This is a genomic window from Pseudomonas sp. AM4(2022), from assembly GCF_036346515.1.
Taxonomy (GTDB): Bacteria; Pseudomonadota; Gammaproteobacteria; order Pseudomonadales; family Pseudomonadaceae; genus Aquipseudomonas; species Aquipseudomonas paracarnis.
Window position 1 is genome coordinate 454,855 of the sequence record NZ_JAOTNW010000002.1, and the last position, 21,553, is coordinate 476,407.

Annotated in this window: 22 protein-coding genes; 11 read left to right on the forward strand and 11 right to left on the reverse strand. The window is 60.6% G+C overall.

Annotated features, from left to right (window positions below):
- The first annotated feature begins 29 nt into the window (after positions 1-29).
- The 3 genes from ctaD to ODQ19_RS04425 all read left to right on the forward strand — a co-directional run bounded on the left by ctaD (position 30) and on the right by ODQ19_RS04425 (position 3,223).
- Complete coding sequence (ctaD, locus tag ODQ19_RS04415; protein WP_003187339.1) at positions 30-1,613, forward strand: cytochrome c oxidase subunit I; 1,584 nt, start codon at positions 30-32, stop codon at positions 1,611-1,613.
- Between the two features lie 135 nt (positions 1,614-1,748).
- Positions 1,749-2,300, forward strand: coding sequence for a cytochrome c oxidase assembly protein (locus ODQ19_RS04420; RefSeq protein ID WP_330209422.1), 552 nt, complete (start codon positions 1,749-1,751; stop codon positions 2,298-2,300).
- Positions 2,301-2,335: 35 nt separating this feature from the next.
- Positions 2,336-3,223, forward strand: coding sequence for a cytochrome c oxidase subunit 3 (locus ODQ19_RS04425; RefSeq protein ID WP_330209423.1), 888 nt, complete (start codon positions 2,336-2,338; stop codon positions 3,221-3,223).
- 6 nt (positions 3,224-3,229) lie between these two features.
- Here ODQ19_RS04425 and ODQ19_RS04430 read toward each other — a convergent pair whose 3' ends face one another.
- Positions 3,230-3,433 carry a twin transmembrane helix small protein gene (locus tag ODQ19_RS04430; RefSeq protein WP_032878566.1) on the reverse strand — a complete coding sequence of 68 codons (204 nt, stop codon included), beginning with the start codon at positions 3,431-3,433 and terminating at the stop codon, positions 3,230-3,232.
- A 32-nt stretch (positions 3,434-3,465) separates the two neighbouring features.
- Between ODQ19_RS04430 and ODQ19_RS04435 the strand changes: the two genes are divergently transcribed.
- The 5 genes from ODQ19_RS04435 to ODQ19_RS04455 are packed head-to-tail and all read left to right on the forward strand — an operon-like array spanning position 3,466 to position 7,389.
- Complete coding sequence (locus ODQ19_RS04435) at positions 3,466-4,230, forward strand: SURF1 family protein (protein ID WP_330209424.1); 765 nt, start codon at positions 3,466-3,468, stop codon at positions 4,228-4,230.
- Positions 4,196-4,780 carry a hypothetical protein gene (locus ODQ19_RS04440; RefSeq protein WP_330209425.1) on the forward strand — a complete coding sequence of 195 codons (585 nt, stop codon included), beginning with the start codon at positions 4,196-4,198 and terminating at the stop codon, positions 4,778-4,780. Before ODQ19_RS04435 ends, ODQ19_RS04440 begins: the two co-directional genes overlap by 35 nt.
- 10 nt (positions 4,781-4,790) lie before the next feature.
- The gene (locus tag ODQ19_RS04445; RefSeq protein WP_330209426.1) at positions 4,791-5,870 is read left to right on the forward strand and encodes a COX15/CtaA family protein; all 1,080 of its coding nucleotides are present in this window, start codon (positions 4,791-4,793) and stop codon (positions 5,868-5,870) included.
- On the forward strand, positions 5,858-6,757 hold the full coding sequence (gene cyoE, locus ODQ19_RS04450; RefSeq protein WP_116668135.1) for a heme o synthase: 900 nt from the start codon (positions 5,858-5,860) through the stop codon (positions 6,755-6,757). Before ODQ19_RS04445 ends, cyoE begins: the two co-directional genes overlap by 13 nt.
- A complete protein-coding gene (locus tag ODQ19_RS04455) occupies positions 6,754-7,389 on the forward strand; it encodes an SCO family protein (protein WP_005783433.1) in 636 nt (211 codons plus the stop codon). Before cyoE ends, ODQ19_RS04455 begins: the two co-directional genes overlap by 4 nt.
- A gap of 152 nt (positions 7,390-7,541) precedes the next feature.
- On the opposite strand, the gene ODQ19_RS04460 is transcribed toward ODQ19_RS04455, so the two are convergent.
- The 3 genes from ODQ19_RS04460 to ODQ19_RS04470 are packed head-to-tail and all read right to left on the reverse strand — an operon-like array spanning position 7,542 to position 10,045.
- A complete protein-coding gene (locus ODQ19_RS04460; RefSeq protein WP_003187353.1) occupies positions 7,542-8,312 on the reverse strand; it encodes a MetQ/NlpA family ABC transporter substrate-binding protein in 771 nt (256 codons plus the stop codon).
- A 51-nt stretch (positions 8,313-8,363) separates the two neighbouring features.
- Complete coding sequence (locus tag ODQ19_RS04465; RefSeq protein ID WP_003187354.1) at positions 8,364-9,038, reverse strand: methionine ABC transporter permease; 675 nt, start codon at positions 9,036-9,038, stop codon at positions 8,364-8,366.
- On the reverse strand, positions 9,038-10,045 hold the full coding sequence (locus tag ODQ19_RS04470) for a methionine ABC transporter ATP-binding protein (RefSeq protein ID WP_034129230.1): 1,008 nt from the start codon (positions 10,043-10,045) through the stop codon (positions 9,038-9,040). The genes ODQ19_RS04465 and ODQ19_RS04470 overlap by 1 nt, the downstream gene beginning before the upstream one ends.
- Positions 10,046-10,310: 265 nt before the next feature.
- Between ODQ19_RS04470 and katE the strand changes: the two genes are divergently transcribed.
- A complete protein-coding gene (katE, locus tag ODQ19_RS04475) occupies positions 10,311-12,452 on the forward strand; it encodes a catalase HPII (RefSeq protein ID WP_198715737.1) in 2,142 nt (713 codons plus the stop codon).
- An 86-nt stretch (positions 12,453-12,538) separates the two neighbouring features.
- On the opposite strand, the gene ODQ19_RS04480 is transcribed toward katE, so the two are convergent.
- Genes ODQ19_RS04480 through zur form a run of 4 tightly spaced genes read right to left on the reverse strand, consistent with a single transcriptional unit; the run spans position 12,539 to position 15,329 of the window.
- Positions 12,539-13,258, reverse strand: coding sequence for a PA5502 family lipoprotein (locus ODQ19_RS04480; protein ID WP_330209427.1), 720 nt, complete (start codon positions 13,256-13,258; stop codon positions 12,539-12,541).
- A gap of 37 nt (positions 13,259-13,295) precedes the next feature.
- A complete protein-coding gene (gene znuB, locus ODQ19_RS04485; protein ID WP_003187359.1) occupies positions 13,296-14,084 on the reverse strand; it encodes a zinc ABC transporter permease subunit ZnuB in 789 nt (262 codons plus the stop codon).
- Positions 14,077-14,847 carry a zinc ABC transporter ATP-binding protein ZnuC gene (gene znuC / locus ODQ19_RS04490; protein WP_003187361.1) on the reverse strand — a complete coding sequence of 257 codons (771 nt, stop codon included), beginning with the start codon at positions 14,845-14,847 and terminating at the stop codon, positions 14,077-14,079. Before znuC ends, znuB begins: the two co-directional genes overlap by 8 nt.
- Complete coding sequence (gene zur, locus ODQ19_RS04495; RefSeq protein ID WP_014716336.1) at positions 14,847-15,329, reverse strand: zinc uptake transcriptional repressor Zur; 483 nt, start codon at positions 15,327-15,329, stop codon at positions 14,847-14,849. The genes znuC and zur overlap by 1 nt, the downstream gene beginning before the upstream one ends.
- Before the next feature lie 58 nt (positions 15,330-15,387).
- Here zur and ODQ19_RS04500 point away from each other — a divergent pair, with 58 nt between their 5' ends.
- Positions 15,388-16,317, forward strand: coding sequence for a zinc ABC transporter substrate-binding protein (locus ODQ19_RS04500; protein WP_330209440.1), 930 nt, complete (start codon positions 15,388-15,390; stop codon positions 16,315-16,317).
- Positions 16,318-16,424: 107 nt separating this feature from the next.
- Here ODQ19_RS04500 and ODQ19_RS04505 read toward each other — a convergent pair whose 3' ends face one another.
- Both ODQ19_RS04505 and ODQ19_RS04510 read right to left on the reverse strand, forming a co-directional pair.
- Complete coding sequence (locus ODQ19_RS04505) at positions 16,425-17,378, reverse strand: homoserine kinase (RefSeq protein WP_330209428.1); 954 nt, start codon at positions 17,376-17,378, stop codon at positions 16,425-16,427.
- Between the two features lie 56 nt (positions 17,379-17,434).
- Positions 17,435-17,725, reverse strand: coding sequence for a DUF2782 domain-containing protein (locus ODQ19_RS04510; RefSeq protein ID WP_003187366.1), 291 nt, complete (start codon positions 17,723-17,725; stop codon positions 17,435-17,437).
- A 74-nt stretch (positions 17,726-17,799) separates the two neighbouring features.
- On the opposite strand from ODQ19_RS04510, the gene polA reads away from it, so the two are divergent.
- Positions 17,800-20,595 carry a DNA polymerase I gene (gene polA / locus ODQ19_RS04515; protein ID WP_330209429.1) on the forward strand — a complete coding sequence of 932 codons (2,796 nt, stop codon included), beginning with the start codon at positions 17,800-17,802 and terminating at the stop codon, positions 20,593-20,595.
- 271 nt (positions 20,596-20,866) lie between these two features.
- On the opposite strand, the gene yihA is transcribed toward polA, so the two are convergent.
- A complete protein-coding gene (gene yihA / locus ODQ19_RS04520) occupies positions 20,867-21,508 on the reverse strand; it encodes a ribosome biogenesis GTP-binding protein YihA/YsxC (protein WP_003187369.1) in 642 nt (213 codons plus the stop codon).
- Between the last annotated feature and the right edge of the window lie 45 nt (positions 21,509-21,553).

The following is a 21,553-nucleotide window of genomic DNA, read 5'->3' on the forward strand; positions in this document are numbered from 1 at the left end:
CCCGCTCACTCGCTTGCAGGAGAACGGCCATGAGCACTGTGATCGACCATGGTCATGCCGACCACGCCCACGGCCCCGCCAAGGGCCTGATGCGCTGGGTGCTGACCACCAACCACAAAGACATCGGCACCATGTACCTGTGGTTTGCCTTCACCATGTTCCTGCTCGGCGGCTCGTTTGCCATGGTGATCCGCGCCGAGTTGTTCCAGCCGGGCCTGCAAATTGTGCAGCCGGCGTTCTTCAACCAGATGACCACCATGCACGGCCTGATCATGGTGTTCGGCGCGGTGATGCCGGCATTTGTCGGCCTGGCCAACTGGATGATCCCGCTGATGATCGGCGCGCCGGACATGGCCCTGCCGCGCATGAACAACTTCAGTTTCTGGCTGCTGCCGGCGGCGTTCCTGCTGCTGGTGTCCACCTTGTTCACGCCCGGCGGCGGGCCGAATTTTGGGTGGACGTTCTACGCCCCGCTCTCCACCACCTATGCGCCGGAAAGCGTGACGTTCTTTATCTTTGCCATCCACCTGATGGGCATCAGTTCGATCATGGGCGCGATCAACGTGGTCGCCACCATCCTCAACCTACGCGCGCCGGGCATGACCCTGATGAAAATGCCGCTGTTCGTGTGGACCTGGCTGATCACCGCGTTCCTGCTGATCGCGGTGATGCCGGTACTGGCGGGCTGCGTGACCATGATGCTGATGGACATCCACTTTGGCACCAGCTTCTTCAGTGCGGCCGGTGGTGGCGATCCTGTGCTGTTCCAGCATGTGTTCTGGTTCTTCGGGCATCCCGAGGTGTACATCATGATCCTGCCGGCCTTTGGCGCGGTCAGCTCGATCATCCCGACCTTCTCGCGCAAGCCGCTGTTCGGTTACACCTCGATGGTCTACGCCACCGCGAGCATCGCGTTCCTGTCGTTCATCGTGTGGGCGCACCACATGTTCGTGGTGGGCATTCCGCTGGTGGGTGAGCTGTTCTTCATGTACGCCACCCTGCTGATCGCCGTACCCACGGGGGTGAAGGTATTCAACTGGGTCAGCACCATGTGGCAAGGCTCACTGACGTTCGAGACGCCGATGTTGTTTGCGGTGGCCTTTGTGATCCTGTTCACCATCGGCGGCTTCTCCGGGCTGATGCTGGCGATTGCCCCGGCGGACTTCCAGTACCACGACACCTACTTTGTGGTGGCGCATTTCCATTACGTACTGGTGCCCGGCGCGATCTTCGGGATCTTCGCCTCGGCTTACTACTGGCTGCCGAAATGGACCGGCCACATGTACGACGAAACCTTGGGCAAGCTGCACTTCTGGTTGTCTTTCGTGGGCATGAACATGGCGTTCTTCCCCATGCACTTTGTGGGGCTGGCCGGTATGCCGCGCCGTGTGCCGGACTACAACCTGCAGTTCGCTGACTTCAATATGGTCTCGTCCATTGGTGCCTTCATGTTCGGCGCCACGCAGATCTTCTTCCTGTTCATTGTCATCAAGTGCATCCGTGGCGGCCCGCCTGCGCCGGCCAAGCCCTGGGATGGCGCCGAAGGCCTGGAATGGAGCGTGCCCTCGCCTGCGCCGTATCACACGTTTACAACGCCGCCGGAGGTCAAATGAAGCCCTCCCTATACTCCCCCTGTGGGAGCGGGCTTGCCCGCGATGGCGGTATGTCCGGCGCTGAATCTACCGGCTTTGAGGTCCTCATCGCAGGCAAGCCAGCTCCCACAGAAAGTCCAAAGCCAGGTGGGCGCCATGGCTGACTCCGTACCGCTCAAGCGCCTGGTCACCCGCCTGCTGATCCTGGTACTGGCGATGTTCGCCTTTGGCTTCGCCCTGGTGCCGATCTACGACGTGATGTGCAAGGCGTTCGGCATCAACGGCAAGACCGCCGGGCAGTACGAGGGTGAGCAAATGGTCGACCCCTCGCGCCAGGTGCGCGTGCAGTTTCTGTCCACCAACGCCATCGACATGGTCTGGGAGTTTCATTCCAAGGCCGACGAGATTGTGGTCAACCCCGGAGCAGTCAACGAGATGCTGTTCGTGGCCTACAACCCCACCGATAAGCCGATGACCGCCCAGGCGATACCCAGCATCTCCCCGGCCGCGGCGGCGATGTACTTCCACAAGACCGAATGCTTTTGCTTCACCCAGCAAGTGTTGCAGCCCGGTGAGCGCATTGAGATGCCCGTACGTTTCATCGTCGATCGCGCGATGCCCAAGGATGTGAAGCATTTGACCCTGGCGTACACGCTGTTCGATATCACTGCGCGCCAGCCGCCCGTGGCCGTGAGCACCGGCGGCTAGCTACTGTTTGCCCCCTCAATCAGGAGAGCGAATACATGTCGACTCATGATACGTACTACGTACCAGCGCAAAGCAAATGGCCGATAATTGCCACGATTGGCCTGCTGGTCACGGTGTATGGCCTGGCCGTGTGGTTCAACGACTTGAAGGCCGCGCGCCCCGAATCTCATGGGCCGTGGATCTTTTTCGTGGGCGGCCTGTTGTTGGCCTACATGCTGTTTGGCTGGTTTGGCGCGGTGATCAAGGAGAGCCGCGCCGGGCTGTACAGCGCGCAAATGGACCGCTCGTTTCGCTGGGGCATGACCTGGTTCATTTTTTCCGAGGTGATGTTCTTTATTGCGTTCTTCGGTGCGTTGTTTTATGTGCGGCACATGTCGGCGCCATGGCTGGCAGGTGAGGGCTCCAAAGGCGTTGCGCATATGCTGTGGCCGAACTTCGAGTTCGCCTGGCCCTTGCTCAATAACCCTGACCCCAAGCTCTATCCTGCGCCTGAAGGCACCATCAGCCCGTGGGGCCTGCCGTTGGTCAATACCATCCTGCTGGTGAGTTCCAGCGTGACCATCACCATCGCCCACCATGCCCTGCGCAAAGGGCATCGTGGTGCACTGAAACTCTGGCTGGCGATCACCGTGCTGCTGGGCCTGGCGTTTCTTGGGTTCCAGGCCGAGGAATACATCCACGCCTATAAGGAGCTGGGCCTGACACTTGGCTCAGGCGTATACGGCGCCACGTTCTTCATGCTGACGGGCTTTCACGGCGCCCACGTGACCATCGGCACCATCATTCTGTTTGTGATGCTGATGCGCATCCTGCGCGGGCATTTCAATGCCGAGCACCAGTTCGGTTTTGAGGCGGCCAGTTGGTATTGGCACTTTGTGGACGTGGTGTGGATCGGGCTGTTTTTCTTTGTTTATGTGCTGTGAGGCGGCTTACCAAGGCGCATGAGAGACCAGTTGGCCGCTGAAAAAACCCCAGGCGATCAAGCCTACGGTGATCACGGCCAGTACCACACGCACGGTCAAGGCAGTGACGAGGCGGTTGGAGTTGCCCTCGTCCTTGACCAGGAAGAACAGGCCACTGAACAGGCTCACGACAGTCGCGATCAGCATCAGGGCAATGGCTGCTTTGAGCATGGTCTGGCTCCAGGGCTACAGAGGGAGGGGCGATGAGATCCAGTATAGCCAGTGCCATGCAGCGCTTTCGTCCAGGTATCGCGCCGACGCTGGTGGTGCTGGTGTTGCTGCCGCTCATGGTGAGCCTGGGGTTCTGGCAACTGTCCCGTGGGCACGAAAAGCAACTGTTGGTAGACCGTTATGCCGAGCGCCGCGCCGCCGAGCCGGTCAGTAGTGCGCAGCTCAATGACATGGTTGATCCAGCCTTCCGTCGCGTTCACCTTCGCGGGCAACTGGACGGTGAACACAGCGTATTGCTGGATAACCGCATGCGTGACGGCAAGGCCGGTGTCGAGCTGCTGCAACCTTTTCATGATCAGGCCAGCGGCCTATGGCTGTTGCTCAATCGTGGCTGGCTGCCTTGGCCAGATCGGCGTATCGCGCCCGCCTTTACTACCCCTGAACAGACGCTGAACCTCGACGCCTGGGTGTACGTCGCCCCCGGCGAGACCTTCCAACTGCATGCCGACCCGGCCAGCACGCAATGGCCGCGCCTGCTTACCGCGCTGCACCCCGCGGCGCTGTGGGGCGAACTGGGGCGCAGTGGTTTTGCCTATCAATTGCGTGCTGAGGCGGGCCCCGGTACCTACGAAACCAGCTGGCCCGTCGTCGCCATGGGCCCGGAAAAACACCTGGCCTACGCTGTGCAATGGTTCGCCATGGCCATGGCGTTGCTGGCGCTTTACCTCTACCTCGGATGGCATAACAAAAAGGAGAAGCCCCATGGGAGCGGCCATGAATCCACCCAGCACATCTGACACGCCTGATCGGCGCAAGGGTCGCTGGCAGCTGATTTTGATCCTGATGATGGTGATCGGCCCGATGGTGCTGGCAACCTTCATGTACAAAATGCAGTTCTGGGTGCCGAACAGCCGCAGCTATCACGGCGAGCTGATCGGCAACGGCCAGACCCGCGCCGACATCGGCGTGCAGGCCGATGAACAGCGCTGGCAACTGCTGGTCACCGCCCCCACCGCCTGCGCTGCCGATTGCCAGCAACTGGTGTACCTGGCGCGCCAGCTGCAGATCAGCCTTGGCCGTGATGCATCCCGTGCCAGCCATGCCCTGGCTGGCGCGCAACCGTTGAGCAGCGAATACGAGGCCAAGCTCAAGGCCGAATATCCACAGCTGCAGCGCTACCCGCTGGAGGTGTCGGCCTTTACCAGAAACGCTGCCGCGCCCGGCGATGCGCAACTATGGATCGTCGACCCCCACGGCAATCTGGTGCTGCGCTACGACGCCAAGGTCAAGGGCAAGGACTTGCTCAACGATCTGCGCCTGCTGCTGAAACTGTCGAACATCGGATAAGGGCACCCTCATGGCCAAGCCTGGATTTCGCCTCGCGCTGTTTGCCACGTTACTGGCGTTGTTTGTCGTGCTGCTCGGCGCCTATACCCGCCTGACCCACGCCGGCCTCGGCTGCCCGGACTGGCCGGGCTGCTATGGCTTTATCAGCGTGCCGCAAAGCGAAGCCCAGCTGGCCCATGCCGAGTTGCACTTTCCCGACACGCCGGTGGAGGCCGACAAAGGCTGGGCCGAGATGACGCATCGCTACTTCGCGGGCAGCCTGGGCCTCTTGATCGCGCTGCTGGCGGCGCGTTCGTGGCGTCATCGGCGTGATCCGGGCCAGCCGGTGAAGCTGCCGCTGTTCCTGCTGGCGGTGGTGTTCGCCCAAGCGGCGTTTGGCATGTGGACCGTGACCTTGAAGCTCTGGCCGCAAGTGGTCACAGGGCATCTTTTGGGCGGCTTTGCGACCTTGAGCCTGCTGTTTCTGCTGACCCTGCGGCTGTCCGGCGTACTACCGGCGCTGGTCGTGCCCAAGCGCCTGCAATATTGGGCAACGGCAGGCCTGGTGCTGGTGATCGGGCAGATCGCCCTGGGCGGCTGGGTCAGTTCCAACTATGCGGCGGTGGCCTGTGTCGATTTGCCCACCTGCCATGGCCAATGGTGGCCGGCAGCGGACTTCGCCAATGGTTTTCACCTGACCCAGCACATCGGCCCCAATTACCTGGGGGGCCAGCTCGACAGCGAAGCGCGCACCGCCATCCACCTGACGCATCGCATCGGCGCCGTGTTGGTCACGCTGGTGCTGCTCGGTTTGGCCTGGCAACTGCGAGCAGTGGGGATGACGCGCCTGGCCGGCCTGCTGTTGATCGCTCTGGCTGCGCAGATCTGCCTGGGGGTGAGCAATGTGGCGTTCGGCCTGCCGCTGCCGGTGGCGGTCGCGCACAACGCTGGCGGGGCAGCGTTGTTGATGACGCTGGTGCTGGTCAATTATCACGCGCGCACCAGCCTGGTTCGGGTGCGTCACCCCCGCCTGTTCGGCTGGCGCTTTATCCCGCGCAAACAGGTGTCGGGCCTGATCACCCTTAAAGGAGAACTGCCATGGCGACCGTGATCGGCGCACGTCGCGACCGGGCGATCTGGCGTGACTATTTGGAGCTGACCAAGCCCAAAGTGGTGGTGCTGATGCTGATCACCTCGCTGGTGGGGATGTTTCTCGCCACCCGCGCCGGGGTGCCCTGGGCAGTGCTGGTGTTCGGCAATCTCGGCATTGCCCTGTGTGCAGGCGGCGCGGCGGCGGTCAATCATGTGGTCGATCGACGGATTGATGCCGTGATGGCACGCACTCACAAGCGGCCGATGGCTGAGGGGCGTGTCTCGCCGATAGCGGCGTTAGCGTTTGCGTTGTTCCTGGCTATTGCAGGGTTGGCCCTGCTGCTGGCGTTCACCAACCCGCTGGCGGCCTGGCTGACCTTGGCTTCGCTGCTGGGTTATGCGGTGATCTACACCGGTTTTCTCAAGCGAGCGACGCCGCAGAATATCGTCATCGGCGGTCTGGCCGGTGCGGCGCCGCCGCTGCTGGGCTGGGTGGCTGTCACTGGGCATGTGAGTGCCGAACCCTTGCTGCTGGTGCTGATCATCTTCGCCTGGACCCCGCCACACTTCTGGGCCCTGGCCATTCACCGCAAAGAGGAATACGCCAAGGCCGACATCCCGATGCTGCCGGTCACCCATGGCGAGCACTACACCAAGGTGCATATCCTGCTGTACACCTTCGCCCTGCTGGCGGTGAGCCTGATGCCCTACGTTATCCACATGAGCGGGCTGCTCTACCTGGGCTGTGCGCTGGTATTGGGTGCGCGCTTTCTGCAATGGGCCTGGGTGTTGTACCGTGGCAGCCAGCCGCACGCGGCGATCAACACGTTCAAGTACTCTATCTGGTACTTGCTGCTGCTGTTTATCGCCCTGCTCGTAGACCACTACTTATTGTTGAACCTATGACTCGAACTCAAAAAACCGTCTTCATCCTCGTGGCCCTAGTGGCGTTGATCATGGGCCTGACCGTCAACAAAGTGCTCTCGGGCAAAGGCCAGGGCGATCCCACTGCGCTGATCGACGCCGGCATCATTCTGCTGCCGCAAAGCCGCCAGTTGCCCGCAGTGAGCATGACCAACCAGGACGGTCAGCCGGTGCTGGCCAATGAATTGAAAGGCAAGTGGAGCCTGTTGTTCTTCGGCTACACCTTCTGCCCGGACATCTGCCCGACCACCCTCGCCCAGCTGCGCCAGATCAAGAGCGAGCTGCCCAAAGAGGCTGTGGATAAGTTGCAGGTGATTTTGGTCAGCGTCGATCCGAACCGCGATACTCCGGCCCAGCTCAAGCAGTACCTGGGTTACTTCGACCCGCAATTCCAGGGCCTGACCGGCGCGAATGTTGAGGATGTGCAGAAGGTTTCGAATGCCGTGAGCATCCCCTTCATTCCGGCGGATACCAGCAAGCCGAACTACACCGTCGACCACAGCGGCAACCTGGCACTGATCGGCCCGGATGGTACCCAGCGTGGGTTTATTCGTGCGCCGTTGAACAACCAGAAGCTGGTGGCGCAGTTGCCGGGGTTGCTACAGCGCAAATAGAGTCAAGGCGAAACAAGTGTGGGAGCGGGCTTGCTCGCGAAAGCTGGGTGTCAGTCGCCGAAAATATCGACTGAACTACCGCATTCGCGAGCAAGCCCGCTCCCACATTTATTGATCTCCATTAAGCAGGAGATCGATCTACCAGGCCGAAATCAGAACGCCGGCTTGATCGCGCCTTTGTACTTCTCTTCGATGAACTTCTTCACTTCAGGCGTGTGCAAGGCTGCAACCAGCTTCTTCACCGCGTCCGCATCCTTGTTGTCTTCGCGGGTCACCAGGATGTTCACGTAAGGCGAGTCGCTGCCTTCGATCACCAGGGCATCCTTGGATGGGTCCAGCTTGGCTTCCAGGGCGTAGTTGGTGTTGATCAGCGCCAGGTCGACCTGGGTCAGCACGCGCGGCAGGGTGGCGGCTTCCAGTTCGCGGAATTTCAGGTTTTTATCGTTGCCGGTGATGTCCTTGATGGTCGACAGGATGTTGGTCGGGTCCTTCAGGGTGATCAGGCCGTTCTTGGCCAGCAGTAACAGCGCACGACCACCGTTGGTGGCGTCGTTCGGAATCACCACGTTGGCGCCGTCAGGCAGGTCGGCCAATTTTTTGTACTTGCTGGAGTAAGCGCCCAGAGGCTCCAGGTGCACCGCGCCGACGCTCACCAGGTGAGTGCCTTTGGCCTTGTTGAATTCATCCAGGTACGGCTGGTGCTGGAAGAAGTTGGCATCCAGGCGCTTTTCAGCCACCTGTACGTTCGGCTGCACGTAGTCGGTGAAGACTTTGACCTTCAGATCCACGCCTTCTTTGGCCAGGGCAGGCTTCACGAATTCGAGGATTTCGGCGTGAGGCACCGGCGAAGCAGCGACCGTAATGGTCTCGGCGTGGGCGGAAAACGCAGCCACGGCGGCGAAAGCAACCAGTAGTTTTTTCATCCAGCAAGCTCCTTGTTCGGGCATCTGCCGGCTATGCGCCGGCAATGGCCGTTATTTACGAGAAAAATGCACCACCAGCCGGTCGCCGACGGTTTGCAGAATTTGCACCAGAATCAACAGCATCACCACAGTGACCACCATCACATCGGTCTGGAAGCGTTGGTAGCCAAAACGGATTGCCAGGTCGCCCAGGCCGCCAGCACCGACCACACCGGCCATTGCGGTGTAGGAAACCAATGTAATCGCCGTCACCGTAATCGCCGCGAAGATGCCAGGGCGGGCTTCGGGCAACAGGGCATTGGTGATGATCTGGCGGGTGGTCGCGCCCATGGCCTGGGTGGCTTCGATGATGCCACGGTCCACTTCGCGCAGGGCGGTTTCCACCAGGCGCGCAAAGAATGGCGTAGCGCCGACGACCAGCGGTGGGATCGCACCGGCGACACCCAGCGACGTGCCGGTGATCAGTACCGTGAACGGAATCATCACGATCAACAGAATGATGAACGGCAGCGAGCGCAAGATATTCACGATCAGCGACAGCAGCGCGTACAGGCCTTTTTGTTCGAACAGTTGGCGCGGGCTGGTCAGGAACAACAGCACGCCCAGGGGCAGGCCGAGCAGCACAGTGAAGAACAGCGAGCCGAACAGCATGGTCATGGTGTCGCCGGTGGCGAGCCAGATTTCAGACCAGTCGATATTGGCGAAGAAACTCAGGAAAACGTCCATCAGCGCAGGACCTCCATGTGAACGTCGGCGGCGGTGAAGCGTGCAAACGCAGCTTCCATGTCACCGCCGGTGACGGCGAGGGTCAGTTGCCCATAAGGGATGTCTTTGATGCGGTCGATGCGACCGGCAAGGATGCTGTAGTCCACCCCGGTTTCCCGTGCGACGGTACCCAGCAGTGGCGCGTAGGTCGCGTCCCCTTGGAACGTCAGGCGCACGATACGGCCTGGTACATGGGCAAAGTCGTCGCGCTGCTCGCCTTCGTCAACCTGCTCGGCTTCCTGCACGAAACGCTTGGTGGTCGGATGCTTGGGGTGCAGGAACACGTCGGCGACCGAGCCTTGCTCGACGATCACGCCGGCGTCCATCACGGCGACCTGGTCGCATACGCGGCGGATCACGTCCATTTCATGGGTGATCAACACGATGGTCAGGTTCAACTCGCGGTTGATCTCGGCCAGCAGTTGCAGGACCGACGCCGTGGTTTGCGGGTCGAGGGCGCTGGTGGCTTCGTCGCACAGCAGGATTTTTGGCTTGGTCGCCAGGGCTCGGGCGATGCCGACGCGCTGTTTCTGGCCACCGGACAACTGCGCCGGGTACTTCTTGGCGTGGTCCGACAAGCCGACGCGGGCGAGCAGCTCAGCCACACGCTGGTCGATTTCCTTGCGCGACAGTTCGCCGGCAAGCGTCAGCGGCAGAGCGACGTTGTCTGCCACGGTCTTGGACGCCAGCAGGTTGAAGTGCTGGAAGATCATCCCGACCTGCTGGCGAAAGCGCCGCAGGCCGTTGGCGTCCAGCGCAGTGACTTCTTCGCCATCCACCTTGATCTGGCCGCCACTGGGCTCTTCCAGGCGGTTGATCAGGCGCAACAGGGTGCTTTTACCGGCACCCGAGTGGCCAATCAGGCCAAACACCTGGCCGTTCTCGACGCGCAGGCTGGTGGGGTGCAGGGCGGGGATATCCTTACCGGCGACGCGGTAGGTTTTATGGACGTTTTGAAACTCGATCACGTAGCGAACCTTGTGGGGCGCATTGAAAAGGGATCAGCGGTTAGCCGGGCGCGCATTTTAGCCTGTCCGTATAGCGTTTCTTAGCATTTATTTCGTATTCATCCAGTCATTTGGCAATAACGCGATCAAAGGTCATAAAAAAGGAACGGTGCAAAACCGAGTCAGTCACTACTTAAGCAACTCGATTTCCCAGGTGCCGTGCCTGGGGTTTTGCTCAAACGAGCCGGGGACCGCTCTGGCCACTTTGAATAAGGAGTTTTGACTGATGAGTACCAAGAAGCCAGCCACCCCGCCCAAGAGTGAACTTGCGGGTACCGATACCCTGGACCGTGGCAACACCAACGCCAAGTTGCAGGCCCTGGAAGAATTCCGTTCTGACGCGACCGGCCAGGCCCTGCGCACCAACCAAGGCGTGAAGATTTCCGATAACCAGAACAGCCTGAAAGTCGGCGCCCGCGGCCCTTCGCTGCTGGAAGACTTCATCATGCGTGAAAAGATCACGCACTTCGACCATGAGCGTATCCCGGAGCGCATCGTGCATGCCCGTGGTACGGGCGCCCATGGTTATTTCCAGAGTTATGGTGATCACTCGGCACTGACCAAGGCAGGTTTCCTGCGCACGCCTGAGCATAAAACCCCGGTGTTCGCGCGTTTTTCCACGGTGCAGGGCCCGCGTGGTTCCGGCGACACCGTGCGTGACGTTCGCGGTTTTGCCGTGAAGTTCTTCACCGACGAAGGCAACTTCGACCTGGTGGGCAACAACATGCCGGTGTTCTTCATCCAGGATGCGATCAAATTTCCTGACTTCGTCCACGCGGTGAAACCCGAGCCTCATAACGAGATTCCTACTGGCGGTTCGGCCCACGATACGTTCTGGGATTTTGTCTCGCTGCAACCAGAATCCGCGCACATGGTGATCTGGGCCATGTCCGACCGCGCCATTCCAAAAAGCCTGCGCGCCATGCAGGGCTTTGGGGTGCACACCTTCCGGTTGATCAATACCGAAGGTAAGTCCAGCTTCGTGAAATTCCACTGGCGTCCAAAAGTCGGCACCTGCTCCCTGGTTTGGGATGAGGCGCAAAAGCTGGCCGGTAAAGATACGGACTACCACCGTCGTGACCTGTGGGAAGCGATCGAGAGCGGCGATTACCCCGAGTGGGAGCTGGGCGTACAGATCGTGGCCGAAGAAGACGAGCACACGTTTGACTTTGACTTGCTCGACCCGACCAAGATCATTCCAGAAGAACTGGTACCGATCACGCCGTTGGGCAAAATGGTGCTCAACCGTAACCCCGACAACTTCTTCGCTGAAGTCGAGCAGGTTGCGTTCTGCCCAGGTCACATCGTGCCGGGCATCGACTTCACCAACGACCCATTGCTGCAGGGCCGTCTGTTTTCCTACACCGATACCCAGATCAGCCGACTGGGCGGGCCGAACTTTCATGAGATTCCAATCAACCGGCCTGTCGTGCCTTTCCATAACGGCCAGCGCGACGCTCAGCATCGCACTGTGATTGATAAGGGGCGTGCGTCCTACGAGCCAAACTCCATTGATGGTGGTTGGCCGAAAGAAACCCCTGCTGGTCCTACCGATGGTGGCTTTGAGTCCTACTACGAGCGCGTCGATGCCAACAAAGTGCGCGAGCGCAGCGAATCCTTCGGTGACCATTTCTCCCAGGCGACGCTGTTCTACAACAGCATGAGCCACCACGAGAAAGAGCACATTATCGCGGCCTACAGCTTTGAGCTGGGCAAGGTGGAGCGCGAGTTCATCCGTGCGCGCCAGGTCAACGAGATCCTGGCCAATATCGACCTGGAGCTGGCCAAGCGCGTTGCGCAGAACCTGGGCTTGCCGGCGCCGACCAAGGGCACGGTGCCTGCCCGTGAAACGTCGTTGAAAGAATCGCCAGCCTTGAGCCAGGTGAATTTGCTGTCGGGCGATATCAAAACGCGCAAAGTGGCGATTCTGGCAGCCAACGGCGTTGATGGTGCGGCCATTGACGCGCTAAAAGCCGCGCTGGAAGCTGAAGGCGCCCATGCCAAGTTGCTGGGGCCTACTTCGGCGCCTGTGACCACCGCGCAGGGCAAGACGCTGCCGGTCGACGCCTCGATGGAAGGCATGCCGTCCATTGCCTTCGACGCAGTGTTTATCCCGGGTGGCAAAGAGTCGGTGAAGGCGCTGAGCGGTGATGGTGTGGCGTTGCATTACGTACTGGAAGCCTACAAACACCTGAAGGCGATTGCGGTAGCCAGTGATGTGAAGCCGTTGCTGGACCTGCTGAAGCTGGAAGCGGATGCGGGGTTGATCGTGGGCGCGGATGCCAAGGCGTTCAAAGCGTTTTTTGCGGCGATTGCCCAGCATCGGGTGTGGGAGCGTGAGCCGAAATCCAAGGCGATTCCGGCTTAACTTATCGGTTGTTTGTTAGATCGTCATCGCAGGCAAGCCAGCTCCCACACCGTTCAAATGTGGGAGGTGGCTTGCCTGCGATGCTTTTAGTCCGCCTTGCGCGGAATCAGCACAACCTGCGCCGGAATGTGTTTCAGGATTTGCCGGTGAATCTTCAGGTCATATCCCGAATCAATCCGCTTCACCCGCTTGGTCAGTAACGTGGCCAGCCACGGGTAATCCTGGGTGCGTGGCACCTGGATGCTGACATCGCACTGGTAATTCACCACATCGGTGGCGATTGCGTCCAACTGATGGCGCATGTCTTCAACATCCGCGAGGTTCAGAGCCACGGTGGTGCTTGGCGCCGCGGGGTCGATGACCTTGGCGGCGGGCTTGGCTTCAGCGGCTCTCAATGCAGCTTCTGCCTGGTCCAATTCGGCTTTGCGTGCATGGCTGATGGCGCTGTTGACGCCACCGGTCAGCGCAGGGGCCTTGGGCATCAAGGCGCGGGCACGGCTCAGGGCCGTGGCGGCCGCGTTGACGTCGCCTTTTTGCAGCACGATCTGGCTGCGCTGCAGGTAGGCTTCGGCCAATTGACGCTGGTAGGCCTCAAGTGCCGGGTCGTTGGGCGATTGGGCCTGCAGTGCGGCCAGTTGGTCTTCGGCGGTGGCCAATTCGCTGCTGGCCAGGTTTTGTTCCAGCTGCGCGATGGCCGCAGCCCGCGGATCCGGAGCCTGGGGGGCAGCGGGCGGCGTACTTTGGCAGGCGCCCAGCAGCAGTGAAAATGCGGCAAGGAGCAGATAACGGGAGGTGAACGGCTTCATTCCTGCGACTCTCTATTTGCGCAAAAAGCGAGCAAGTCTACACCCCTCGACGGGGCAGGACAAAACTCAGCAGAAACAGGGCGGCCGCCGTAACCACAATCGACGGCCCGGCCGGTGTGTCCTTGAACCAGGACAGCGCCAGGCCACCACACACTGCAAGCATCCCCAGGAGGCTGGCGCCAATCGCCATCTGCTCCGGAGAACGAGCGTGGCGCTGGGCGGCGGCGGCTGGAATGATCAGCAGCGACGTGATCAACAATACGCCGACAATCTTCATCGCGACAGCAATCACCACGGCGATGAGCAACATCAGGGCCATACGCAGGCCTGCGACGGGCAAGCCTTCTACCTTGGCCAGTTCTTCATGCACGGTGATCGCCAGCAACGGGCGCCACAGGGTGACCAGCAACACCAGCACCGCAGCGCTGCCGCCGAGGATCCACGCCAGGTCGGTCGGGCTGATCGCCAGCAGATCGCCGAACAGATAGGCCATCAGGTCGATGCGCACTTCATGCATGAAGCTCAGTACCACCAGGCCCAGGGACAGGGTGCTGGGCGCGAGGATGCCCAGCAGTGTGTCGGAGGCCAGTGGCTGGCGTTGCTGCAGAGTCACCAGCAGCACCGCCAGCAGAAGGCAGCCGACGGTCACGGCGATGGCCGGGCTTACATCCAGCAGAAAGCCCATGGCCACGCCCAGCAAGGCGGCATGGGACAAGGTGTCGCCGAAATAGGCCATGCGTCGCCAGACCACGAACGAGCCCAATGGGCCCGCCACCAGTGCCAAAGCCAAGCCTGCCAGCAGGGCGTAGAGCAGAAAATCAGCCATGCTTGCAGCTATCTCCATGAACGTGGGGGGTATCGACGACGGCGCCATGCAGGTCATGGGCGTGGTCATGGTGGTGATGGTAGATCGCCAGGCTCTGGGCGTTCTTACCGAACAGCTCCACAAATGCAGGGTCGCCACTGACCTGTTCCGGGTGGCCCGAGCAGCACACGTGGCGGTTGAGGCAGACCACTTGGTCGGTGGTGCTCATGACCAGGTGCAAGTCGTGGGAGACCATCAGCACGCCGCAACCATGGCGGTCGCGCAGGCGGGTGATCAGGCTGTACAGCTCGGCCTGGCCGGCGACATCGACGCCTTGCACGGGCTCATCGAGTACCAGCAACTCGGGCTCGCGCAGCAAGGCGCGGGCCAGCAGCACGCGCTGCATTTCGCCGCCGGAGATGCTTTGCACCGGGTTGTCGATGACGTGTTCGGCGCCGACTTCCTTAAGCGCAGCCTGGGCGCGGGCGCGGTCTACGCCGGGCACCAGGCGCAGGAAGCGCAATACGGAGAGCGGCAATGTCGGGTCCACATGCAGCTTTTGCGGCATATAGCCCACGCGCAGCTTGGGCTTGCGCCAAACCGTGCCGCTGTGGGGCTTGAGCAGCCCGAGTACGGCGCGCACCAGGGTGGTCTTGCCGGCGCCGTTGGGGCCGATCAAGGTGACGATTTGCCCCGGTTCTACGCTCAGTGCGATGTTTTCCAGCACGTTTTGCCCGGCGAACGTGACCCCGACCTGCTCCAGGCGGATTAACGCATTGCTCATCAAACCCCCTGGCAGCCTGCGCACAGGCCGACCACTTCGACCGTTTGCCCCTCGACTTTGAAGCCGACGTCGGCAGAGCTTTTGATAATGGCGTCGCTGATGCTTTTTTGTTCAAGCTCGATGGCGGCGTGGCATTCGCGGCAGATCAGGAACTGGCCCTGATGCGCGTGCTCCGGGTGGTTGCAACCGACAAAGGCATTGAGCGAGGCAATACGGTGCACCAGGCCGTTTTCCAGCAGGAAATCCAGCGCACGGTAAACGGTGGGTGGCGCGGCGCGGCGGCCGTCCTGCTCGCTGAGGACGCCAAGAATGTCGTACGCGCCCAAAGGCTTGTGGCTCTGCCACACCAGCTCCAGCACCCGGCGACGCAAGGCGGTCAGGCGCAAGCCTTTTTTTGCGCACAGGGTGTCGGCCTCTGACAATGCGGTGTGCACGCAGTGAGAGTGGTCGTGGGGACGGCTGGCAAGCGGTGTTTTAGGCATGAGCGGCGACAGATATTTGATAGAGACGTTATTATGTTACCCGTTCCTACGCCATCGAGTGGTCATCGTGTCCCGACTTTTTCCCGTTTTTGTCGTATTTGTCACCAGTTTGTTCGTTGCGGGTGCCGCTCATGCCGAGGTCAAGGTGCTGACGAGCATCAAGCCGTTGCAGCTGATTGCAGCTGCCGTGCAGGACGGCGTGGCCGTTCCAGAGGTGTTGCTGCCGCCGGGGGCGTCGCCGCACAACTTCGCTTTGCGCCCATCCGACGTACGGCGTGTACAGTCGGTGGACCTGCTGTACTGGATCGGGCCGGACATGGAAACGTTTTTGCCGCGTGTGCTCAAAGGCCGTACGGCGGCAACGGTGGCCGTGCAGGACCTGCCAGGCATGAAACTGCGCATCTTCGGCGAAGATAGCCACTCTCATGCCGACGAAGCCGACGAACATGACCACGATCACCGCCCAGGTAGTGTCGATGCGCACCTGTGGCTGTCGACGGTCAATGCGCGCGTGATCGCCGCGCGGATGGCGGCCGACCTCAGCGCCGCCGACCCGGCCAATGCCGAGCGTTATCAGAGCAATGCGAAGGCCTTCGAAGAACGCCTGAATGCGCTGGATGCGCGCCTGAAGCAGCGTTTGGCGGGCGTTGATGGCAAACCTTACTTCGTGTTCCACGAAGCCTTTGATTACTTCGAAGAGGCGTACGGATTGAAGCATGCCGGCGTGTTCAGCGTGGCCGCTGAAGTGCAGCCGGGCGCCCAACACGTAGCGGCGATGCGTAAGCGTTTGCAGGAAGTGGGCAAAACTTGCGTGTTCAGTGAGCCGCCGTTGCGACCTCGCTTGGCCGAAACCCTGGTGGCCGGGTTGCCGGTGAAGTTGGCGGAATTGGATGCGTTGGGTGGCTATACGCCGGCTACCGCGCAGGGTTATGAGCAGGTGCTGGAAAAACTCGGCAATGACCTGGCCGGTTGCCTGGAGTCGCTCTAACAGGCAACACATAACCTCTGTGGGAGCGGGCTTGCCCGCGATAGCGTTGGCTCAGTCGATACCGCTATCGCAGGCACGCCAGCTCCCACATTGACCTAGTCGGTGTTTTAAAGTGCGAACGGCAGGTGCACCGTGACCTGCTGACGCTGCGCCAAGCGGTGCTCGAACTCAGCCGGGTCATGAATCAATACATCCTGCCCGGCAAATGACTCAGCCGCGATCAGCCGGGACAGCCAGAACCGTACGCACGCCACGCGCAGCATGGTCGGCCATAGCTCGGCTTCCTTCGCGGTAAACGCTCGTAGTCCCGCGTAAGCGCCCAGCAGCGCCCGGGCACGGTGACCGTCAATCACGCCCTCGGCATCCGAGCACCAGTCATTCAAGGCGATTGCCACGTCGTAGAGCATCGGCCCCGAACAGGCGTTGTAGAAGTCGATCAAGCCCGTCAGGTGCGTGCCTTCAAACATCGCATTATCGCGAAACAGATCGGCGTGCACATTCGCTCGTGGCAGGCCGAGGATGTCAGCCTTGTGAGCGTCGATCTCGGCCAGCGTATCGCGCAACAGGCGTTGCTGGGCCTCGTTGAGGTGCGAAATAAGTTGCGCGCCCTCGCTGAGCATCCACTCCAGGCCGCGGTCGGTCTTGCGTTCAAGTACCTTTTCGCCTTGGGTAGCCAAGTGCAGGTGGCCGAGCAGTTCGCCAACCTGAGCGCAATGCTGCGCATTGGCCTCCTTGATGTGCTTGCCCGCCAAGCGCGGTTGCAGCAAGGCCGGTTTGCCCTTGAGTTCGCGCAAAGCGATGCCGTCGGTGGTACGCAGGGCGTACGGCACAGGCAGGTCGGCGTCGTGGAGCACGTCGAGCAGTTCAATGAAGAACGGCATTTCTGCCACCGGGCCACGCTCAACCAGGGTCAGGACGAATTCGCCTTGCTCCAGGCTGATAAAGAAATTGGTGTTTTCGCTGCCGGCGGCAATCCCCTGGAAATCAAGCAGGCGGCCGAGCCCATAAGGGGCGAGAAAGGTTTCCAGCTCGGGCCGAGCCAGGGGGGTGAACACAGACATGGTTAAAACTGCCATTACGGGCGCTGCGGTGGGCAGCGCCGGTTAAAATTAAGAAATCATTTCCATTCGAAGATCTTCCATGACGGGATCAGCATATCCGGCTGGTCAGAGCGGATGAAGTTCGCGTCGGTGCCGTCCGCACGTACCAGAAAGTACGGTGGTGCGCCCTTCGGGGTGACCTTGATCGCGTACAGGAAGCCGTTTTGGCGGTATTCCTGGATGGTTTTGTCGCCTTCCGTGCGAATGGTAACTTCCGGGTCTGCCGAAGGGGCATCGTCTGCCGCCATGGCAGCCATCGGAGCGAGTGCAATCAAACCGGTCAACAGCAGGCGATTGAATGTACGCATGATAACCTTGTCCCTTTGTTTTCATTGGTCCGGCTATTCTAGCGCCTGACCCGCCGAAAAGGTTGATCCTGCTCATGAGCCAAGCGCCCCTCGTCCTGGTGGACGGTTCTTCTTATCTGTACCGCGCCTTCCACGCGCTGCCACCGCTGACCACCTCCAAAGGCCTGCCCACCGGTGCGGTCAAGGGCGTGTTGAACATGCTCAAAAGCCTGCGCAAGCAGTACCCAAACAGCCCATTTGCGGTGGTCTTCGACGCCAAGGGTGGGACGTTTCGCGATGAGATGTACGCCGAATACAAAGCCAACCGCCCGAGCATGCCTGATGACATGCGCCTGCAGATCGAGCCGCTGCATCAAAGCGTGATCGCTCTTGGCTTCCCGTTGCTGTGCGTCGAGGGCGTGGAGGCCGATGACGTGATCGGCACCCTGGCCCGCAGCAGCGCGGCCGCCAGCCGCCCGGTGGTGATCTCGACCGGTGACAAAGACATGGCGCAACTGGTGGACGGCCACATTACCTTGGTCAACACCATGACCGGTAGCTCGATGGACATCGAGGGCGTTAAGGAGAAATTCGGTGTCGCTCCGGAGCAGATCATCGACTATCTGGCGTTGATGGGGGATTCGTCCGACAACATTCCCGGCGTTCCGGGCATTGGTCCCAAGACCGCCTCCGGCTTGCTGGTAGGGGTCAATGGCGGCCTCAAAGAGCTTTATGAGCAGCTGGATATTGTGCCGACCCTGCCTATCCGTGGGGCCAAGACCCTGCCGGCCAAGCTGGAAGAGCATAAGGAGATGGCCTTCCTGTCTTATCAGTTGGCAACGATCAAGATCGATGTGCCGCTGGATATTGGGTTGGATGATTTGCACCTGATCGAACCGGATCGCGAAAAGCTGCTGGAGCTGTACACGCTGCTTGAGTTCAAGAGCTGGTACGACGAAATCCAGCGCGATGCCAAGCGTGTCGAGCTCAAATCGGCGAGCGAGGTTGCGCCGGCCGCCGAAATGCCGGTCGAGGCTGTTATATCGGTACCGGTAGAGGCGGTTTACACCACCATTCTGGACCAGGCCACCTTCGACGTGTGGCTGAAAAAACTCCACGATGCGCCGTTGTTTGCTTTCGACACCGAAACCACCGGCATCGACGCCCAGCAGGCGCAATTGGTCGGGGTCTCGTTTGCTGTGCAGCCCCATGAAGCCGCCTACATCCCGCTGACCCATTCCTATATCGGCGCGCCGGATCAATTGGACCGCGACACCGTGCTGCTGGCCTTGAAGCCGCTGCTGGAAGATCCGACTAAGCTCAAGGTGGGCCAGCACGCCAAGTTCGACATGAACATCCTGGCCAACTGCGCCATTGGTGGCGACCCTGCCCAGGGCATTACCGTGCGCGGCATCGCCTTCGACACCATGCTCGAATCCTACGTGCTCAATTCCACCGCGACACGGCACGATATGGACAGCCTGGCGAAGAAATACCTGGACCACGACACGGTCAGTTTCCAGGACATCGCCGGCAAAGGTGCCAAGCAACTCACGTTCGACCAGATCGCCCTTGAGCAAGCCGGCCCCTACGCGGCCGAAGATGCCGATGTGACCTTGCGCCTGCACCAGCACCTGTACGCGCAGCTGACGGCGATTCCGAGCCTGGCCAGTGTGCTGACGGACATCGAGATACCGCTGGTACCGGTGCTGGCACGCATCGAGCGCCAGGGCGCACTGGTGGACAAGGACCTGCTCGGCATCCAGAGCATCGAGCTGGGTAACAAGATGGTCGAACTGGAGCGCCAGGCGTACGAGATCGCCGGTGAAGAATTCAACCTGGGTTCGCCCAAGCAGCTCGGGGCGATCCTGTACGAGAAGCTCGGCATGCCGGTGCTGAAGAAAACCGGCAAGGGCCAGGCATCCACGGCTGAGGAAGTACTGGCCAAACTGGCCGAAGATGATTTCCCGCTGCCCAAGGTACTGATGCAGTACCGCAGCATGAGCAAGCTCAAAAGTACCTATACCGACCGCCTGCCGGAACAGATAAACCCGCGTACCGGGCGTATTCATACGTCTTACCATCAGGCCGTCGCGGCGACCGGGCGCTTGTCCTCCAGCGATCCGAACCTGCAGAACATCCCGGTGCGCACCGCCGAGGGGCGGCGCATTCGCCAGGCGTTTGTCGCGCCCAAGGGCTACAAGCTGCTGGCGGCGGACTATTCGCAGATCGAGCTGCGGATCATGGCGCACTTGTCCAAGGACGAGGGCTTGATGAACGCCTTCCGCAATGACCTGGACGTGCACACGGCCACGGCGGCCGAAGTGTTCAAGGTCGAGTTGAATGAGGTCACGTCCAACCAGCGCCGCAGCGCCAAGGCGATCAACTTCGGCCTGATTTACGGCATGGGTGCCCAGAAGCTGGGTAAGGACATCGGCGTCGATACCAAGACCGCCAAGGCTTACATCGATGTGTACTTTGCCCGCTATCCAGGGGTGCGCGAATATATGGAGCGCACCCGCGCCCAAGCGGCGGATCAGGGCTATGTCGAAACCTTCTTCGGGCGGCGCCTGTACTTGCCGGATATCAACTCCAACAAGCCCCAGGAGCGCGCGGCGGCCGAGCGCACAGCGATCAACGCGCCGATGCAGGGTACGGCGGCGGACATCATCAAGAAAGCCATGGTGCAGGTGGATAATTGGCTGACCGAATCGGGCCTGGATGCCAAGGTCATCCTTCAAGTGCACGACGAATTGGTGCTGGAGGTGCGTGAAGACCTGGTCGCGCAGGTCAGCGAGAAGATTCGCGAGCATATGAGCGCAGCGGCTCAGTTGGACGTGCCGTTGGTGGTGGACGTAGGCGTAGGCGATAACTGGGACGAGGCGCACTGATTCTGCGGCTTCGCCATCATCGCGAGTGGTGGCGAAGCGGTTTAGAGCGCAAACCGCGGTCAGTTATTTCCAATAGTTTTTTGAGCCTGTCGGAACTTAACCTGTGAACTGCCACTCAGAGTTACTGAATGGGTGGTGAAGCCCTTCAATGCTCCTATGTTGTGTTAAGTGTTGGCAGATAATTCCGGACCCCGCCCTAGCGGTCCGGAACTTGAACCCCGAACTTCCCCTCCCCAAAAGAAGTCCGGGGTTTTTTTTGCCCGCAGAAAAGTTACTCGGCGATTTCTGCGCCCTTGTCCGCCAATTCCATCCAGCCGGCCAGTACGGTGTAGGCTTCTTCCAGGCCCATGCGCTTGGGGGCGGAGAACAGCTGAATCGTGATGGTATCGCCCCAGCCCTTACGGATTTCGGACTGCACTTTGAGCAGGGTGTTCTTGGCTGCGCCGTAGGTGAGCTTGTCGGCCTTGGTCAGCAAAATGTGCATTGGCATGCCGCTGGCGACAGCCCAGTCGAGCATCAGCAAGTCGAAGTCGGTCATTGGATGACGGATATCCATCATCAAGATCAAACCCTTCAAACTCTCGCGGCCACCCAGGTAAGCCTCAAGGTGACGCTGCCAGTGCAGCTTCAGCGGGATAGGTACTTTTGCATAACCGTAGCCCGGCAGGTCGACCAGACGCCGATCATCGTCTAGCTTGAAGAAGTTGAGTAGTTGCGTGCGGCCCGGGGTTTTCGAGGTGCGCGCCAGGCTGGCGTGGGTCAGGGTGTTCAGTGCGCTGGATTTACCGGCGTTGGAACGGCCGGCAAAGGCGACTTCAAAGCCCTCGTCATCGGGGCATTGGTCCACTTTGGCGGCGCTGAGCATGAAGGTGGACTGTTGGCACAGGCCGAGGATGGGGTTTTTGAGTTGCATGAGATTTCCGATGTGGGCGGTGCCGAGAAAGGGTGCGGCAAGCGG

Bases quoted from the DNA above. Each gene is read 5' to 3' on its own strand.
- znuC (WP_003187361.1), bottom strand. From the start codon at position 14,847: ATGAGCAATGCGTTAATCCGCCTGGAGCAGGTCGGGGTCACGTTCGCC.
- ODQ19_RS04430 (WP_032878566.1), bottom strand. From the start codon at position 3,433: ATGCTCAAAGCAGCCATTGCCCTGATGCTGATCGCGACTGTCGTGAGC.
- ODQ19_RS04480 (WP_330209427.1), bottom strand. From the start codon at position 13,258: ATGAAGCCGTTCACCTCCCGTTATCTGCTCCTTGCCGCATTTTCACTG.
- ODQ19_RS04420 (WP_330209422.1), top strand. From the start codon at position 1,749: ATGGCTGACTCCGTACCGCTCAAGCGCCTGGTCACCCGCCTGCTGATC.
- ODQ19_RS04425 (WP_330209423.1), top strand. From the start codon at position 2,336: ATGTCGACTCATGATACGTACTACGTACCAGCGCAAAGCAAATGGCCG.
- ODQ19_RS04460 (WP_003187353.1), bottom strand. From the start codon at position 8,312: ATGAAAAAACTACTGGTTGCTTTCGCCGCCGTGGCTGCGTTTTCCGCC.
- zur (WP_014716336.1), bottom strand. From the start codon at position 15,329: ATGCCTAAAACACCGCTTGCCAGCCGTCCCCACGACCACTCTCACTGC.
- znuB (WP_003187359.1), bottom strand. From the start codon at position 14,084: ATGGCTGATTTTCTGCTCTACGCCCTGCTGGCAGGCTTGGCTTTGGCA.
- ODQ19_RS04445 (WP_330209426.1), top strand. From the start codon at position 4,791: ATGGCCAAGCCTGGATTTCGCCTCGCGCTGTTTGCCACGTTACTGGCG.
- ODQ19_RS04505 (WP_330209428.1), bottom strand. From the start codon at position 17,378: ATGTCTGTGTTCACCCCCCTGGCTCGGCCCGAGCTGGAAACCTTTCTC.
- ODQ19_RS04435 (WP_330209424.1), top strand. From the start codon at position 3,466: ATGAGATCCAGTATAGCCAGTGCCATGCAGCGCTTTCGTCCAGGTATC.
- yihA (WP_003187369.1), bottom strand. From the start codon at position 21,508: ATGCAACTCAAAAACCCCATCCTCGGCCTGTGCCAACAGTCCACCTTC.
- ODQ19_RS04510 (WP_003187366.1), bottom strand. From the start codon at position 17,725: ATGCGTACATTCAATCGCCTGCTGTTGACCGGTTTGATTGCACTCGCT.
- cyoE (WP_116668135.1), top strand. From the start codon at position 5,858: ATGGCGACCGTGATCGGCGCACGTCGCGACCGGGCGATCTGGCGTGAC.
- ctaD (WP_003187339.1), top strand. From the start codon at position 30: ATGAGCACTGTGATCGACCATGGTCATGCCGACCACGCCCACGGCCCC.
- ODQ19_RS04455 (WP_005783433.1), top strand. From the start codon at position 6,754: ATGACTCGAACTCAAAAAACCGTCTTCATCCTCGTGGCCCTAGTGGCG.
- ODQ19_RS04440 (WP_330209425.1), top strand. From the start codon at position 4,196: ATGGGAGCGGCCATGAATCCACCCAGCACATCTGACACGCCTGATCGG.
- ODQ19_RS04465 (WP_003187354.1), bottom strand. From the start codon at position 9,038: ATGGACGTTTTCCTGAGTTTCTTCGCCAATATCGACTGGTCTGAAATC.
- katE (WP_198715737.1), top strand. From the start codon at position 10,311: ATGAGTACCAAGAAGCCAGCCACCCCGCCCAAGAGTGAACTTGCGGGT.
- polA (WP_330209429.1), top strand. From the start codon at position 17,800: ATGAGCCAAGCGCCCCTCGTCCTGGTGGACGGTTCTTCTTATCTGTAC.